The 16541-nt window shown below is 51.6% G+C and carries 13 protein-coding genes; 6 read left to right on the top strand and 7 right to left on the bottom strand.

All coding sequences use genetic code 11. From position 1 onward, the window contains the following. The first annotated feature begins 129 nt into the window (after nt 1–129). The gene (locus ACTHR7_RS04490) at nt 130–636 is read left to right on the top strand and encodes a hypothetical protein (RefSeq protein ID WP_240315430.1); all 507 of its coding nucleotides are present in this window, start codon (nt 130–132) and stop codon (nt 634–636) included. A gap of 55 nt (nt 637–691) precedes the next feature. Here the strand turns inward: ACTHR7_RS04490 and ACTHR7_RS04485 are convergent, their stop codons facing one another. Further along, nucleotides 692–994, bottom strand: a complete 303-nt coding sequence (locus tag ACTHR7_RS04485) for a hypothetical protein (RefSeq protein WP_101755351.1) — start codon at nt 992–994, stop codon at nt 692–694. Between the two features lie 209 nt (nt 995–1203). Between ACTHR7_RS04485 and ACTHR7_RS04480 the strand changes: the two genes are divergently transcribed. Next, on the top strand, nt 1204–2127 hold the full coding sequence (locus tag ACTHR7_RS04480; RefSeq protein WP_101755350.1) for an RluA family pseudouridine synthase: 924 nt from the start codon (nt 1204–1206) through the stop codon (nt 2125–2127). Between the two features lie 69 nt (nt 2128–2196). On the opposite strand, the gene adhP is transcribed toward ACTHR7_RS04480, so the two are convergent. After that, a complete protein-coding gene (adhP, locus tag ACTHR7_RS04475) occupies nt 2197–3240 on the bottom strand; it encodes an alcohol dehydrogenase AdhP (protein ID WP_083315957.1) in 1044 nt (347 codons plus the stop codon). Nucleotides 3241–3581: 341 nt separating this feature from the next. Here adhP and ACTHR7_RS04470 point away from each other — a divergent pair, with 341 nt between their 5' ends. After that, nucleotides 3582–5063 (top strand): aldehyde dehydrogenase family protein, encoded by a 1482-nt coding sequence (locus ACTHR7_RS04470; protein WP_049344070.1) that lies wholly within the window; start codon nt 3582–3584, stop codon nt 5061–5063. A gap of 94 nt (nt 5064–5157) precedes the next feature. On the opposite strand, the gene ACTHR7_RS04465 is transcribed toward ACTHR7_RS04470, so the two are convergent. The 4 genes from ACTHR7_RS04465 to yjgA form a co-directional block, all read right to left on the bottom strand. After that, nucleotides 5158–6093: a DMT family transporter gene (locus ACTHR7_RS04465; protein WP_049344069.1), complete on the bottom strand. Its 936-nt coding sequence runs from the start codon at nt 6091–6093 to the stop codon at nt 5158–5160. An 18-nt stretch (nt 6094–6111) separates the two neighbouring features. Continuing rightward, the gene (gene recJ / locus ACTHR7_RS04460) at nt 6112–7812 is read right to left on the bottom strand and encodes a single-stranded-DNA-specific exonuclease RecJ (RefSeq protein ID WP_107867719.1); all 1701 of its coding nucleotides are present in this window, start codon (nt 7810–7812) and stop codon (nt 6112–6114) included. Nucleotides 7813–7915: 103 nt separating this feature from the next. Further along, on the bottom strand, nt 7916–8626 hold the full coding sequence (locus ACTHR7_RS04455; protein ID WP_107810259.1) for a hypothetical protein: 711 nt from the start codon (nt 8624–8626) through the stop codon (nt 7916–7918). 71 nt (nt 8627–8697) lie between these two features. Then, entirely contained in the window at nt 8698–9231 is a 534-nt protein-coding gene (gene yjgA, locus ACTHR7_RS04450) for a ribosome biogenesis factor YjgA (protein ID WP_070645101.1), read from the bottom strand. Between the two features lie 124 nt (nt 9232–9355). Here yjgA and pmbA point away from each other — a divergent pair, with 124 nt between their 5' ends. The 3 genes from pmbA (at nt 9356) to ACTHR7_RS04435 (ending at nt 12607) form a co-directional block, all read left to right on the top strand. Further along, a complete protein-coding gene (gene pmbA / locus ACTHR7_RS04445; protein WP_107810258.1) occupies nt 9356–10687 on the top strand; it encodes a metalloprotease PmbA in 1332 nt (443 codons plus the stop codon). Nucleotides 10688–10774: 87 nt separating this feature from the next. After that, nucleotides 10775–11944: a glycosyltransferase gene (locus ACTHR7_RS04440; RefSeq protein WP_293203700.1), complete on the top strand. Its 1170-nt coding sequence runs from the start codon at nt 10775–10777 to the stop codon at nt 11942–11944. Nucleotides 11945–12097: 153 nt separating this feature from the next. Continuing rightward, on the top strand, nt 12098–12607 hold the full coding sequence (locus tag ACTHR7_RS04435; RefSeq protein ID WP_070645109.1) for a cold-shock protein: 510 nt from the start codon (nt 12098–12100) through the stop codon (nt 12605–12607). A 93-nt stretch (nt 12608–12700) separates the two neighbouring features. Here the strand turns inward: ACTHR7_RS04435 and smc are convergent, their stop codons facing one another. Further along, complete coding sequence (gene smc, locus ACTHR7_RS04430; RefSeq protein ID WP_440370390.1) at nt 12701–16186, bottom strand: chromosome segregation protein SMC; 3486 nt, start codon at nt 16184–16186, stop codon at nt 12701–12703. Nucleotides 16187–16541: the final 355 nt, after the last annotated feature.

The raw sequence follows: 16541 nt of genomic DNA, 5'->3' as shown, positions 1-16541 counted from the left end.
GATTGCAGAATCACATTCAATGATTTCAATTCCTCCCCTGCTTTTCAACTTAAATTTCTTAGAAACATATTCAATATAAATTCAATGCCGTTATACTTGGATTCTTTTCATCCCATCCCTATGCACATCATGAAAACACTGCACTCTCTTTTTGTTATCGGCTTGTTAACCACCAGCTTATTCTCCCAAGCGACGGCTGCAAATAACGCCACAAACAATCAAACGAAAATAGATTTAGTCAAAAAGGTTTATCTGTCTAAAGTGGATTTAGGCTCTGAACACAATCGTGTTACTACGCCTGAACTACAAAAAATCATCCGACAATTCAATAAATTCGACACAAATATCCGTAAGCAACCCGATATGGAGATGGGATGTGACATGCCGATACATTACTACTTGGGCTTTGGTCAGGATCATCCTGATAACTTCCATAAAACCTTGCAAGTCAAAGTCACTTCTCCCCATACCGTCCGGGCAACATTTAAACAATTTGACAGCCATAGGGTCGGTGCAGATTTCATGTTGAAATGTACGGAAAACCGTTGTTTGATAGATGATTTTAAGATGATTGGCGATCAAACTAGCATTAAAACCGATTACAAACTCGTTTTGCGCAAACAAAAATGTGAGTGAGCCGACAAAACAAAAGGGCTGCCCAAACAAATGGAGCAGCCCTTTAATTTTGAAATCAAGGTCGTGAAGGATGCGGATTTAAGCGTACAGGTGGCAAATTAGGTTTTCCGTATTGGGAAACGGCTTGTCTGCCTGAAGCAGCTTTTCCTGACTGCATGAGGCCACTATCGTTGCGTATTGGATGTGCTACATACTCATCTTGATTTAATTGTGAAACTTCTTCATTTCCTTCATGCTCTACCACAAGCTCATACTCATTATCGTATGCCTTATTCTTACCGAGCCGAACTTCCCCTCCCGCCATAGCGGATACGGAAAACGCGGATAACATGATGATTATGCCGATTTTTCTCTGCATAATATTCTCCTTTTCTCAAATATTGCTTCTTTATCATTTATTTAATTTATGCCACAAAAGCAAGTTCCAAAGAAACCAGTTTCTTTAGTCGTTTGAAGAATCTATTTAAGCACAAAACCTGCATCAATACATATCCGTTATTAGAAGTTTATTTTCCATATAAACAAGGCCGTCTGAAAAAATCCTAAAAACCGAGTACAATCCGCCGCATGAAAAAACGTACCAATCCTCTCCCCCTTTTAGACGGTGTCAAACCCAGCTACTTGGTTTTGCCGCATGAAAAGCAGTTTTACGGCTTGCCGCTGCTGCATTTTCTATGCGCTCATTTTCCCTTTGTCGGCGAAGAAAACTGGCGGCGGCGGCTGAACAGCGGTTTTGTAGTAGGCGCGGATGGTGTGCCGTTTGATGAGAATACCTTGTTCGAACCCGGCAAAACGATGTTTTATTACCGTGAAACCAGCCGTGAGAGCGAGCCGCGTATTCCGTTTAAAGAAAAGATTTTGCATATTGACGAGCATTTGCTTGTGGTGGACAAACCGCATTTTCTGCCCGTCATCCCCAGCGGCAGGTTTTTGCGGGAAACCTTGCTCACACGCCTGCGTTTGCAGCCTGAATTGCAGCATTTGAATGTTGAAGACATTACACCGATTCATCGCTTGGACAAAGATACGGCAGGCGTTATGCTGCTTTCGCTCAACCCTGCCACGCGTCGCGATTATCAGACCATGTTCCAAGAAAAAACTGTACAAAAAACTTATGAAGCGGTAGCGCCGACGCGGACGGATTTGGACTATCCGCTGCATATTTCATCCCGAATGGAACGAGGCGAAAAATTCTTCCTCACGCGGGAAACGGAAGGCGAACCAAACGCCCACACGACCATCGAACTTATCGAAAACCGCGGCGCATTCAGCCTCTACCGCCTCACGCCGCATACCGGAAAGAAACACCAGCTCCGCGTGCATATGATGAGTTTGAACATGCCGTTGATGAACGATGCGCTTTACCCTACCCCATTGGCAGCCGGTGATGAAGACTATGAAAAGCCTTTAAAACTTCTGGCCAAAAGAATAGAGTTTACCGATCCTGTCAGCGGAGAAATCCGCGCATTTGAAAGCGGCTTTACGCTGTAAGTTATCCAGTCCAATAAAAAAGGCCGTCTGAAAAGTTTCAGACGGCCTTTTTGTCACGGAATCATTTGATTAGTGATGAATGCAGCTGCACTCTTTATTCATATCAATCACCATACGGCCGGTAATTTTACCTTCGCGCATTTCTTGGAAGATGGCAGGCGCTTCATCCAAAGCACGCAATTCGACTTTAGGCACAACCAAACCTTCTGCGCCGAATTGGAATGCTTCTTCCAAATCTTTGCGGGTACCGACCAAAGAGCCGACCACTTCGATGCCGTCCAATACCAAACGTGGGATAGACAAGTCCATAGACTCAGGCGGCAAGCCAACTGCAACGACACGGCCGCCTGCGCGGACGCAGTTAACGCCTGAATTGAAGGCTGCTGCAGATACGGCTGTTACAACGGCTGCGTGTGCGCCGCCGGTTTTCTCTTGGATGACTTGAGCCGCATCTTCTTTGGCGGCATTGATGACCAAATCTGCGCCGCTTTCTTTAGCAAATGCCAGTTTTTCATCGTTGATGTCGATGGCGACGACGTGTGCGCCAAATACTTTTTTCGCGTATTGAACCGCCAAGTTGCCCAAACCGCCTGCGCCGTAAATCGCAATCCATTGACCCGGACGAACGCCGGAAACTTTAATCGCTTTATAAGTGGTCACGCCGGCACAAGTAATGCTCGAAGCTTGCGCAGGATCCAAGCCTTCAGGGACTTTGACCGCATAATCGGCACTCACGATACAGTGGGTCGCCATACCGCCGTCGGCAGTATAGCCTGCGTTCAATACAGAGCGGCACAAGGTTTCGCGGCCGGTATTGCAGTATTCGCACGAACCGCAGCTTTGGAACAGCCATGCGATGCTGACACGGTCGCCGACTTTCAGATTTTTCACACCGTCGGCAACTTCTTTAACCAAACCGATGCCTTCGTGTCCCAACACGCGACCCGGTTTGTCGCCGTAATCGCCTGCCGCAACGTGCAAGTCGGTGTGGCACACGCCGCAATACTCAACTTCCACCAACGCCTCGCCGTATTCCAGCGGACGCAGTTCACGTTCAACAACTTCTACATCACCTGCTACATCTTTATTTACTACCACAGCATGCATTTTCATGAGAGAGTCTCCTAGGGTGTCGAAAAAACTGTTTAGCTATAAATGAGAATACTCCCCATGTTCGAAACCGTCAACCCATAATCTTTTTCAAAACAACGACTTATAATGTTATACCATAACAAAATCTATTTAAGCCGTATAAATCTTTAAATATATTAACAAATACACTTTTATTTCAATTAAATCCTTTATTTTTCAGACGGCCTGCTACATGAAACAACATTGCAAACGTAAATTTTGAGAACATTCTCATTTTTAGTACTTGAACCTAAAAAGAAAAAAGCATAAGCTGTTTTTATGGCGCAGAAACACGCCTTCCCATTCATTAAGGAGACAGCATTATGGCAAAAGATTTAAATGTGTTTGATAAAGAATACGGCCTTTTAATCAACGGCGAATGGACGAAAGGTAGCGAAGGCAAACTTTTATCCTCTTACAACCCTGCCAATGGCGATGAATTGGCCAAGTTCACAGACGCAACCGACGCCGATGTCGATGCTGCCGTGGCCGCTGCGCAAGAAGCGTTCAAAACATGGCGTAAAACCACGACTGCCGAACGCGCGGCCATTTTGAATAAAATCGCCGATGTGATTGATGAAAACGCCGAATTGTTTGCCCTGCAAGAAACCTTGGACAACGGCAAACCCATCCGCGAAACCCGCGCCGCCGATGTGCCTTTGGCTTCCGACCATTTCCGCTATTTCGCCAGCGTGATCCGCGGCGAAGAAGGCACGGCAACCCAGCTTGATGCCGAAGACCTATCCATCGTTTTGCGCGAACCGATCGGCGTTGTCGGCCAAATCATTCCTTGGAACTTCCCATTCTTGATGGCCGCATGGAAAATCGCTCCGGCATTGGCCGCAGGTTGTACCATCGTCATCCACCCTTCTTCCAGCACTTCATTGAGCCTGTTGTCCCTCGCTCAAAAAATCAACCACTTGCTGCCTAAAGGCGTGTTGAACGTGATTACCGGCCGCGGTTCCAAATCCGGCGAATACATGCTGCACCACAAAGGCTTCAACAAACTGGCCTTTACCGGTTCAACCGAAGTCGGCCGCCGCGTCGGCATCGCCGCCGCCGAATTGCTGATTCCGTCCACTTTGGAATTGGGCGGCAAATCTGCCAACATCTTCTTCGACGATATGCCTTTCGACAAAGCCCTCGAAGGCGCGCAAAAAGGTATTTTGTTCAACCAAGGCCAAGTGTGCTGCGCCGGTTCGCGCATTTTTGTACAAGAAGGCATTTACGACAAATTCGTCAATGCTTTGGCTGAAGAATTCAAAAAAATCAAAGTCGGCCTGCCTTGGGAAGACGACACCCAAATGGGTTCGCAAGTCAACGCCGGTCAACTCGAGACCATTTTGAAATACGTCAAAATCGGCGAACAAGAAGGCTGCCGCATCATTACCGGCGGTAAAAAAATCGAAGGCGAATTGGGCAAAGGCGAATTTGTCGAGCCTACTTTGATTGAAGCCAGCAGCAACGAAGCCCGCGTTGCCCAAGAAGAAATCTTCGGCCCGGTTGCTACCGTGATTAAATTTAAAACCGAAGAAGAAGTCATCAAAATGGCCAACGACAGCGAATATGGCTTGGGCGGCGCAGTTTGGAGTACCGACATCAACCGCTGCCTGCGCGTTTCCAATGCATTGGAAACCGGCCGCGTTTGGGTAAACTGCTACAACCGCCTGCCTGCCGGCGCGCCGTTTGGCGGCTACAAAACTTCAGGTATTGGCCGCGAGACCCACAAAATGATGCTCGCCGCCTACACCCAAGTGAAAAACATCTACATCAGCACCCGTGAAGAACGCGAAGGCTTCTATTAATCCGCCGTTTCACATTAATCTGATTTAGAAAATAAAAGGCCGTCTGAAACCTGTTTCAGACGGCCTTGCTTTATTCTGTTTCGCAATAAATGCTTTATATCTTTCTCAAAAAAAGCCCCATCACTTTCTCTCCGGCCACAGCCAGCAATGCCCCCGTCACAACCACCATGGCACCCACATAGCTGACGATATTCATATCCGAAGCGGCAAAATAATCGGGTGCGAGATGATGGCCTATGGTGGAAAATATCATGGTAAACACAGGAATCAGCGTGGTGACGATACTGACTTTTGAAGCGTCCCAATGGTTGAGCGCTTCGCCGAATGAACCGTAGCCGATCAGCGTGTTCAAACAGCAATAGATAAAGCAGCCCCATAAAAACGGATTGCCGATATGGGCGATTTGAGACGGTTCGGCAAACGGCAGGAAAACAAAGCTGCTGCAAAAATAAATCATGAGCAGAATTTGTTGCGAATTGAAATGTTTGGACAAAAGTTTTTGCGCCACACCGTAGCACACCCAAATCATGCTGCCCGAAGCCGCCATCATCACGCCAACCGCGTAGCTGCCCAAGCTGAAAAGTTCGCCGAATTTGTCGTTGAAAAACATGACCAAACCCGTCAGCAAAAGCATCAAGCCGATTTTTTGCCAGTGCGTAAATGCTTCTTTAAACACGCCTACGCCGACCAAAATCATGGTAAAGGGCGAGAGCTGCCACAACACCTGCGTGGTTGTCGGCGAAATATAGTGCAAACCCATGGCAACGAGAACAAAGTTGGCAGAAATGCCGATAATACCCAGCACCAATAAAAATAAGGTTTGCTTGGAAAATTCAGACGGCCTCGGCAGCTTGCCGGTCAAACCCAACAGCACAAACAACACCAGCGAAGCCACTAAAAAGCGTACCCACACCAGCGTGGGCACATCGACGGCTTTTAAGGCCTGCTGTGCGATGACCGGCAGCGAACCCCAAGTCATGGTGGCAAGCAGCGCCAATGAAAAGCCGAGCCAAGGTTTTTGTTTCTTCATTTTTCAGACGGCCTTTGCTTACGCGGCTTCCCAGTAGTCGATATAAAGCTGTAATTCGAGATTATTCCGCCATTCGTTGGCAACGGGGCGGTACACCGTGCGGATGTATTCGGGAATGTCTTCGCTGCAACGCCAAAACATGGCTTCAAATTCGTAGCCGTCTTTTTGTAGCCAGACTTTTTTATGTTTGCCTTCCGCACCCAACGGCTGCTGGCGGATGACGTGAAATTCATCGGTAAAACTCGGTGGCGCGAAGCCCTGCCCCCAAACGTGTTTGGCAAGGTTTTGCGCCTGTTCCAGCGTAATGTCGCGTGCAGGCAGGCTGCCGTCGGTGATGAAGGTTTGCGACAAATCGTCTTCGCACACCATCTCGCGCACGGCTTCTTCAAAGGCCGTCTGAAACGCGGGAATATTATGTTCAAGTATGCTCAAACCCGCCGCCATCGCGTGTCCGCCGAATTTCAAAATCAAATCGGGATGGCGTTTGGACACCAAATCCAAAGCATCGCGCAGGTGCAGATTGGGAATGGAGCGTCCCGAACCGCGCACTTCGCCATTGTCGGCAGGCGCAAACACGATGGTCGGACGATAAAAACGGTCTTTGAGGCGGCTGGCAACGATGCCGACCACGCCTTGATGGAAGTCGTCGCGATACGCCACCAACGTCGTCTGCCCTGAAGGCAGGGTTTCAGGAAAATCGTTCAGCGCGTCTTGCAGCATGGATTGCTCGATTTCGCGGCGCTCGATATTAAGGTTGTTTAACTGCGCCGCCAGTTCCTGCGCCTCGGCATCATCTCGCGCCAACAGACAGGCAATGCCGACCGACATATCGTCCAGCCGTCCGGCCGCATTGATGCGCGGCCCCAACGCAAAACCCATATCAAATGGCTGCGCTTTGCGCCAGTCGCGCCGCGCTACTTCAAACAAGGCGCGGATGCCGGGTCGCATCTTGCCCAAACGCATCCGTTTCAAACCTTGAGACACGAGGATACGGTTGTTGTGGTCCAGAGTGACGACATCGGCGACAGTGCCGAGTGCGACCAAATCCAAAAGGTCGCCCAAATTCGGCTCTTTCAGGCCGTCTGAAAAATAATTGCGACGGCGCAGTTCGGCACGCAAAGCCATCAATACATAAAAAATCACACCCACGCCCGCTAAGCTTTTGCTTTGAAAACTACAGCCTTTTTGGTTCGGATTGACGATGATGCAGTCGGGCACAGTCTCGGCAGGCAGATGGTGGTCGGTCACAATCACATCCAAACCCAATTCCTGCGCACGCGCCACGCCTGCAATACTGGCGATACCGTTATCAACCGTAATCAGCAAATCCACACCTTGCTCTGCCGCGATTTCAGCCAGCTCGGGCGTTAAGCCGTAGCCGTGTTCAAAGCGGTTGGGCACAAGAAAATCCACTTTCGCCCCCATCGCCGCCAAACCGCTCATACCGACAGAACACGCCGTCGCGCCGTCGGCATCGTAGTCGGCGACAATCAGGATTTTTTCCTGACGCTCAATCGCATCCGCCAAACGGCCGGCGGCGGCTTCGCAGTTTGTCAGCGTTTGATACGGCAAAAGAGCTGCAAGCTTGTCGTCCAACTCGGCCGGACTTTGCACATCACGCGCAGCACACAGCCGCGCAATCAAAGGATCGGTACCGGCAGTGAGCAAGTCGTTGAAAACAGTCGGATTAATGGAACGTGTTTGGATTTTGACGGACATGGTGTGTGGGTTTAAATAGAGAGAAAATTAATATTTTTGAAGCGTTTATTTTAAGGAGGAGGCCGTCTGAAACCTGCAATCCGTTTTCAGACGGCCTTGGATATTATTTGCGTGAAGCATCGATAATTTCACTGACTACGACATATGAGCCTGCTATCACTGCGCCGACTGCGTCCAAAGCCAATGTAAATGGCGTTTTCAGGATATTCCCCGTCAACTTCCGAACGTCGGTGCTTGTTTTGGTTTCCACATAATAAATTCTGACCGGAACGGCAGTGTCAAAACGGCGATCTTCGGCAACATTTTTCGGCGTTGCATAATAATGACCTTCGGTAGAAATACACCGTGTGTAAACAGTTTTACCATCGAGTTCGACCGGCTTGAACGCCAACTGTTTTAACTTGGCAATCTCGGCAGCTTTTTGAGTATCGTAACGCAGGCAGAAATTCGAGCGGAAAGTTTGCGCTTCAGGAGATTTCAATTCAACCGGCAAAGCCTCATACACCTGTTTTGGGTTTTGCTGAACCATTTGAAAGCGTTTACTCAGCTTAGCGTCCAAAACTGCCTTCAACTTGGCCGAATCTTTAGGATTAACGACAAACCAATATTTTTTGCCCATCATGACCAAGCTGCCTGTTTCCAGTTGCGTATTGTCTTGGGCAACCACGCCAAATGCTTGAATATTGTCTTTAGCGACGGTTTTTTCGGTTGTGGTTTGCTGGAATGGGCTATTTCTTTCCCAAAGATCAGTAGTACAACCATTGAGGGTCAATACACCAACCAGCAAGACGGTCACAGAGTAGCGAAATTTCATGGTCATCCTCCTTCGGTATTACGATACAGGCCGTCTGAAAACCGCAATCCGTTTTCAGACGGCCTTGAGGTTTATTCTTCCCAATCCTGCCCTTCTTCTGAAGCATCGGATTGACCGGCCTCCATCACTGCTTTAATTTCTTGGAACAGCGCGCGGAAGTTTTTAGGCGGTTTGTTTTGTTCCTGCTCTTTTTTAGTGTTGCGGATCAAGGTGCGCAATTTGCCGGCGTCGGCTTGCGGAAAATCGGCCATAAATTGGGTAATCGCGCCATCGTCTGCCAACAGTCGGGTACGCGCCTGCTCGACGCGTTGCAAAAAGGCATTGTGTGCCGTATTGTCGCCGCGCAGTTTGGCCAAATAGGCTTCGATGGGTGCGGGGTCGGTATCGCGCATCAGGCGGCCGATAAATTGTGCTTGGCGTTTGAGCGCGCTGTTGGACGTGATTTTTTTATAGGTGGCGATGGCCTCGAACAGCTCTTCGTCCAAGCCGATTTTTTTCAGCGTATCGCTGGAGAGCTTGGTCAATTCCATACCCAAAGCCTGCAAATCGTTCATCTGCTTTTTCATTTGGGTTTTGCTGACCCATTCGTCTTCTTGTTCAAACATTGTGTTTCCCTGATTTTCTGAATCTGCCTATTTTATCAGTTTTCAGACGGCCTTTCCGTGCGATTTTTGCAGAGGCCGTCTGAAACGGTTAAAATGCCGCAAAACCCTGTCAGGAAACCTTTTTATGCTGTTTAACCACACACCGGACGAGCTGTTGCGCTTGTGCGGACACACGCTGGATTTGGCCAAACAATCCGGCGCCACCGCGGCCGAAGCCGATTTCAGCGAGTCGCTCGGTCAAAGCGTCAGCGTGCGCTTGGGCGAAATCGAACAAATCGAGTTCCAACAAGACAAATCTTTAGACATTACGGTCTATGTCGGCCAACGCAAAGGCCGAGCCAGCACTGCCGACTTTTCCGAACGCGCCCTGCAAGATACGGTCAAAGCCGCCATCGATATTGCACGCTATACCGCCGAAGACGATTGCGCCGGCCTTGCCGACGCTGCCTTGATGGCAACCCATATCGGCGACCTCGACCGCTACCACGAATGGGATTTGAGTACCGAATCCGCCATTGATTTGGCCAAGCAATGCGAACAGGCCGCTCTGTCAACGGACAAACGCATTGAAAATTCCGAAGGCGCATCGGTTCATACCGGCCATTACCAATATGTTTACGGCAACACCCACGGCTTTGCCGCACACCAGCAAAGCACGCACCACAGCATTTCTTGCAGCGTGGTCGCCAGCGACGAACACGGCATGCAGCGCGACTATTGGTATGATTCTTCCTGCCGTCACGAAGACATGGACGCGCCCGAACTCATCGGCCAAACTGCAGCCGAACGGACTTTACGCCGTCTGAACAGCCGCAGCGTTCCGACCGGCAGCTATCCCGTACTGTTCGACACCACCGTCGCAGTCGGTTTAATCGGCCACCTTATCGGCGCACTCAGCGGCGGCGCGCTCTACCGCCAAAGCAGCTTCCTGATTGACAGTATCGGCAAACAGGTGCTTCCCGAATTTCTCAGCCTTCGCGAAGAACCGCATATCCTGCGCTCGTTCCGCAGCACTTATTTCGATGCCGAGGGCGTGTCCACGCAGCCGCGTTTTGTGGTGAAAGACGGTATCGTCGAAGGCTATTTCCTCAGCAGTTACAGCGCGAAAAAACTCGGTATGCAGACAACGGGCAACGCCGGCGGTGCGCACAATCTGTATCTGAACCACACCCACGCCACGCAGGCCGACCTGTTGAAAGAAATGGGAACAGGTTTGCTGGTTACCGAATTGATGGGACAAGGCGTCAACGGCATTACCGGCGACTACTCGCGCGGCGCGGCCGGTTTTTGGGTGGAAAACGGCGTCATTGCCTATCCGGTTCAGGAAATCACCATTGCCGGACGTTTGCAGGATATGTACCGCGACATCACCGGCGTGGCAGACGACGCATTACGCCGTTCATCCAATCAAATCGGCTCCATCTTGGTTTCTAAAATGACGGTTGCCGGCAACTGATTGAACTAAATATACAAAAGGCCGTCTGAAAGATATCTTTTCTTTTCAGACGGCCTCGCCGTTATCTACTTCCATAAAAAACACATCATGCATATTGTCGTTATCCCCTCTTGGTATCCTTCTTCCGAAACCGACGTGGACGGAATCTTTTTCCGCCTCCAAGCCCAAGCTCTGCAACGCGAAGGCATGAAAATCGGCATGGTCGTACCCATGTTCCGCTACTTGAGAAGCCAGCCGAAAACCATCTTCTCACGCTTCTACGGCCTGCGCCGCCATCAGCAAGGCGGACTCAACACTTACGCCTACGACAGCATGTATTTCTTCCCGCGCTGCCCGGTTGTCGACATCGACCGCATCCGCTGGGTCAATGCAGGCATGAAAGCTTTTGAAGCCTATATCGCCGACAACGGCAAACCCGACGTAATTCACGCCCATTGCGTCAACTATGCCGCCATTTTGGCCTGCGCCATCTTCAAAAAATACGGCATTCCCTACGTCATTACCGAACACAGCAGCGCCATTTCACGTGGCCTTGTCCGCAAAAACCAATGGCCGTCCATGCACGAAGCCGTGCGCCACAGCGCGGCACGGTTCGCCGTCAGCCGTGATTTCTGCCGCATTCTCGAAAAAACCTACGCCGGTACAGACTGGCAATACCTGCCCAATATGCTGGGCGGCAATTTTGAACAGGATTTCGAGTTCCCCGAAAAAAACAATCAAGACTTTACCTTCTGCAGCGTCTCCCATCTGCGCCACCTCAAAGGCCACGACCTGCTCCTGCCTGCTTTTGCCGAAGCACTCAAAACTTATCCACAGCTCAAACTCAAAATCGGCGGCGGCGGCGTAGAAGAAGGCCGTCTGAAACAGCTGGCAAGCGACTTGGGCATCAATCACGCCGTTACCTTTACCGGCGCATTAACCACCGACCAAACCCTAGACCTCATGCGCCACAGCAACGCATTCGTCCTCGCCAGCCGTACCGAGACCTTCGGCGTCGTCTATATCGAAGCACTGTCGCAAGGTTTGCCCGTTATCGCCACACGCTGCGGCGGCCCCGAATCCATCGTCACATCCGACAACGGCCTGCTGGTGCCAATCGAAAACATACCGGAACTGACCAAAGCATTGCTCACCCTCTACGAAACCCATGCACAATACGATCCCGTCCGCTTACGCCAAGATTGCCTGCAACAATTCGGCAGCCGTGCCATTGCGCAACACCTGATTGACACCTTCCAAAAAGTGCTTAATAAGTAGGCATAAACCATACAGGCCGTCTGAAATCCTTCAGACGGCCTGCCTGCTTCCAATAAGACAAATCTAGTGTAAAATTAAGACAATAACTAAACTTTTTGATTTAAAATCAGTCAAAGGAAAAATTGTTACCTACAATAATATCCCACATATATTATGCGCTATTACGGAACGATTACTCGCTGGAACAGCAAACGCGGCTTCGGCGCTGCCACCATAGAAGACACAGGCCAAGAAATCTTTCTTGCCCTTGCCGCCTTCACCGCCCTTACTCGCCTTCCGGCCGAAGGGCAGCACATCTCCTTCAACATCACAGAAGGCCGACGCGGCCGCAAAGAAGCCGAAAATGTCTGCTTCGCCCTCGATTGCGCCGACTGCTTCGATGTCCTCGTCCCTCCCCCCGAAAAACCCCTCGCCGGCAAACAAGCCATCGTCGGCCTGATTGCCGTTATCTTCGTCTGCAGCATTTTCGCCACCTTGTGGTACGGCCTCCACTTTTCCGACAACACTCCGGAAGAGCCGGCCGTCAAAAAACAAGAAACCATGGTTCACGAAGTAGCCGCCAAAATCGAAGCCGAACGCAAAGCATGGCGCGATGCCGTCAACGGCAACAACCAACGCTCGGGACAGCCTCAACGCGCCAAAGATAATACGTCGAAAGAATAACGCTTTATCCAATACAAAAAGGCCGTCTGAAAAAATGGGAAGATGAAATTATAGATTTCTTCCTCATTCTTTCAGACGGCCTTTGTTCTTACCTCAATTCGGCTCCGCCATTTCCAACGCCTGTTTGATGTCCACAGCAACGACGCGCGATACGCCTTTTTCCTGCATGGTTACGCCGACCAGCTGCTCTGCCATTTCCATGGTCAGGCGGTTGTGGGAGATGTAGAGGAACTGGGTTTGCGCCGACATTTCTTTGACCAGGTTGCAGAAACGCGAGGTATTGGCGTCGTCCAGCGGAGCGTCGACTTCATCCAGAAGGCAGAAGGGGGCGGGGTTGAGGCTGAACAGGGCGAACACGAGGCTCATGGCGGTGAGGGCTTTTTCGCCGCCGGAGAGCAGGTGGATGGTGCTGTTTTTCTTGCCGGGCGGACGCGCCATGATGGACACACCGGCAGTCAGGAGGTCGTCGCCTATCATTTTGAGGGTGGCTTCGCCGCCGCCAAACAGGGTCGGGAAGAAGGTTTGGACTTTGCCGTTGACGGCGTCGAAGGTTTCTTTGAAACGCTCTTTGGTTTTGTCGTCGATTTGGGCGATGGCTTCTTCCAAAAGCGCGATAGCGGCCTGCACGTCTTCGCTCTGGCTGCGGTAGTAGCCATCGCGTTCGCGCGCTTCTTCGAGTTCTTGCAGGGCGGCAAGGTTGACGGCGCCGAGGGCTTCGATTTGTTGCGAAAGGCTGCCGATGCTGGTGTTCAATACTTTCGGCGATTCTTTCGCCAACGCTTCGAGCGCGTCTAAATCGGCGGCGCGTTCGGTCAGGTTTTGATGGTAGCGTTTGGCGTTGATCAGGGCTTCCTGCTGCTGCAACAGGGCGGTTTGGGTGGCGGCCTGAAGCTGCGGCAGCTTGGTTTGCAGGGCTTGTACGCGGGCGTATTGCTCCCTGCCCTGTTCCTGAATCTGCGCGAGTTTGTCCTGCACGGCGATGTACTCTTCGTCCAGCGTGTGTACGGCTTCGGTCAGCTCGTCGAGCTTGATGTGCTGCTCGTCGTTTTGAAACTCGGTTTCATAGGCGAGGGCAAGCTCTTGCTGGCGTTCCTGCCAGTCGAGGGTTTGCTGTTCAAGTCGGGCGATTTGCTGCCGGTAGTTTTGTTTTTGCTGGTTGAGCTTGTGAACGGCAACTTCGGCCAATCCATACTGGCGGTTTGCTTCCAACAGGGCAAGCTGCGCCTGTTTCAGACGGCCTTGCTGCTCTTGGCGGCTGTACGCGGTAGTTTGCTGCTGGTCTTCGAGTTCGGCGGCGGCCTCTTGCAAGGTAAGGATGTCGTCTGCAAGGCCGTCTGAAGTATGTTGCAACACGGTCTGCTCTTCCGCCAACTGCGCCAGTTCACGGGCGATGTGTTCGCGGCGGATTTGCCCTTGGTTGGTGCGCGCCAAGAGTTCGGCGGCGCGTTGCTGCGCTTGACTGTATTGGCGCGTGTGCTGCTGTTGTTGCTGCATCAGGTTTTTGTGCTGCACTTCGGACGAGCGCACGGCGGCCTCCGCCTGTTTGAACGCGGCTTCGGCGGCGGAAAGTTCGGGGGCGAGGTTTTCCAGTTCGGACGCGATGCCGTCGAGACGGGCTTTTTGGGCAATCAGACTTTCCTGCGCGGGTTTGGCATAGAGCAGGACGCTGACTTTATCGACCTGATGGCCTTCGGGCGTGAGCCAGATTTGGTGTGCGCCCAAATCGCTTTGATGCGCGAGGGCGTAGCTCAAATCGGGCGCGCACAATACGCCGTCGAGCCAGTGGTGCAATGCCGTCTGAAACGGCGGCTGCGCTTGGATTTGGTTCAGTAATGCCTGTACGGGCAGGGATTTTTTGATGCCGCCGGAAAGGTCGTCTGAAAGCCATGCCGCCTGTCCCTGCGGCAAAGGCGTAGGGGGAACGAAGCCGTGCGGCACGGCGCGGGCGTGCAGGCGTTCGGCAAGGATGACGGACAGGGCGTGCTGCCACTCGGCGGGCGCGGTGATGTGTTGCCACAGTTGCGGCGCGGCGGCGTGGTCGGTTGCCTGCCAGAAGTCGGCGGCTTCCTGCTGTTGCGACAGGATTTGCGACAACGCCTGCTGCTGCGCCTGCAAGGTAATGTGTTGCTGCTTCAGGCTTTGGAGGCGGTCTGAGGCCGTCTGAAACGCCTCGCGGGCCGCGTGTAAGGCTTCTTCGGCGGCAATGATTTGTTCTTCGTAATGCTCTTGCTGGCTTTGCAACAAGGCGGCGGCTTCCTGCGCGGCGGCGGTTTCCGCTTCGTCGGGCAGGTTCAGGGCTTGGTTTTCCTGTTTCAGACGACCTTTGCGCTCTTCGTGCTTGGCAACGGTTTGTTCGGCATGGGCAAGCTGCTGCTGCTTCAACGCCAGTTCGCGGCGGATGCGGTTTGCCTCGTCCTGCTGGGTTTGGAAGGCGGCGTTAAGCGTGGCTTGGGCTTCTTCCAATTCGGGCAGACGCTCTTCGTGTTCGGCAACCTGCATCGCCCACTCCGCCAACTCGGTTTGCTTTTCTTCGGCCTGCAACTCGTTTTCTTCAAGCTGTACGCGGATTTGCTGCTGCTCCTGATGGATGCGCTGCATCTGCGCCTGCGCCGCCTGTTTGTCGCGTTCGATGCGTTGGTACAGGTTTTGCTGATGGCGGATTTGTTCTTCCAAACGGGCAATCTGCTCGCGCAACACGCCGCGTTTGTTGCTCAATTCGTGCACCGCCTGTTGCTGCGACTGTTCGGCGGTCTGCAAGGCGTGTACTTCGTCGTTTAACGCCTGAACCTGCGCGGCGGTTTCGTCCTGCTGCGCCTGCAAAGACTGATGCTGCGCGGTCGCCTTGTCGGCGGCGGCAAGCGATTGCTGCCATTGGGCGTAATCGAGTAAATCCTGTTGTTGGTTCAACTGCGCGGTCAGGGATTTGTAGCGTTCGGCAGTTTCCGCTTGTTTTTCCAGCTTTTCCACCTGACGCGCCAACTCGCTCTGCAAATCGCCCAAACGCTGCAAATGCTCGCGCGTGTCTTTCAGACGACCTTCCGTCTCCTTGCGGCGTTCCTTATATTTGGACACGCCCGCCGCCTCCTCGATATAGGCGCGCAACTCCTCCGGCCGCGCTTCGATAATGCGCGAAATCATCCCCTGCTCAATAACGGCATAACCGCGCGCGCCCACGCCCGTACCCAGAAACAAATCGGTAATGTCGCGGCGGCGTACAGTCTGATTGTTGATGAAATACGTCGATTCGCCCTGACGCGTCAGCTGCCGCTTGATGCTCACCTCGGCATACTGCCCCCACGCCCCCTGCAAACTGTGGTCGCTGTTGTCAAACACCAGCTCCACCGAAGCCCTCGGCGCAGGACGGCGCGTTGCCGCACCGTTAAAAATCACGTCCTGCATACTCTCGCCGCGAAGCTGCTTCGCCGAAGCCTCGCCCAACACCCAGCGCACCGCGTCAATCACATTCGACTTGCCGCAGCCGTTCGGCCCGATAACCGCAACAAGCTGCCCCGGCACATGAATCGTGGTCGGGTCGGTAAAAGATTTGAAGCCGGAGAGTTTGATGTGGGTAAGACGCATGGCAATGTTTCGAATCGGAAAAGAAGGCGTATTTTAACGGAAATACGCTTATCCGTTGAGAGAAAAGCATCCATAAAGTCCGACTGCTTTTTTATCTTCAAAAGGCCGTCTGAAAAGTTTGTTAAAAAGAAACAGACTAGCTATCGAACTCACTAAAATATTTAAAATAAATCCATATAAAACAATTAACTAAAAAAATATCTACCTAATCACCTTCCCTTTGATTAATTTTTGTACAGAAATGCAAACAAACTGTTTATTTTTTTATGATTTATGGTTATTATCGGGCATTAAAGGTTTAAAAATCAGATAAACGATCTCTCCGACCTTTTCATCAAGCGAATAACTATACAGG

It is taken from the genome of Neisseria sp. P0007.S010 (assembly GCF_051962875.1).
Classification (GTDB): Bacteria; Pseudomonadota; Gammaproteobacteria; order Burkholderiales; family Neisseriaceae; genus Neisseria; species Neisseria subflava_A.
Note: the sequence above shows the minus strand (reverse complement) of the source record. Positions and strands in the feature narration are given on the sequence as shown.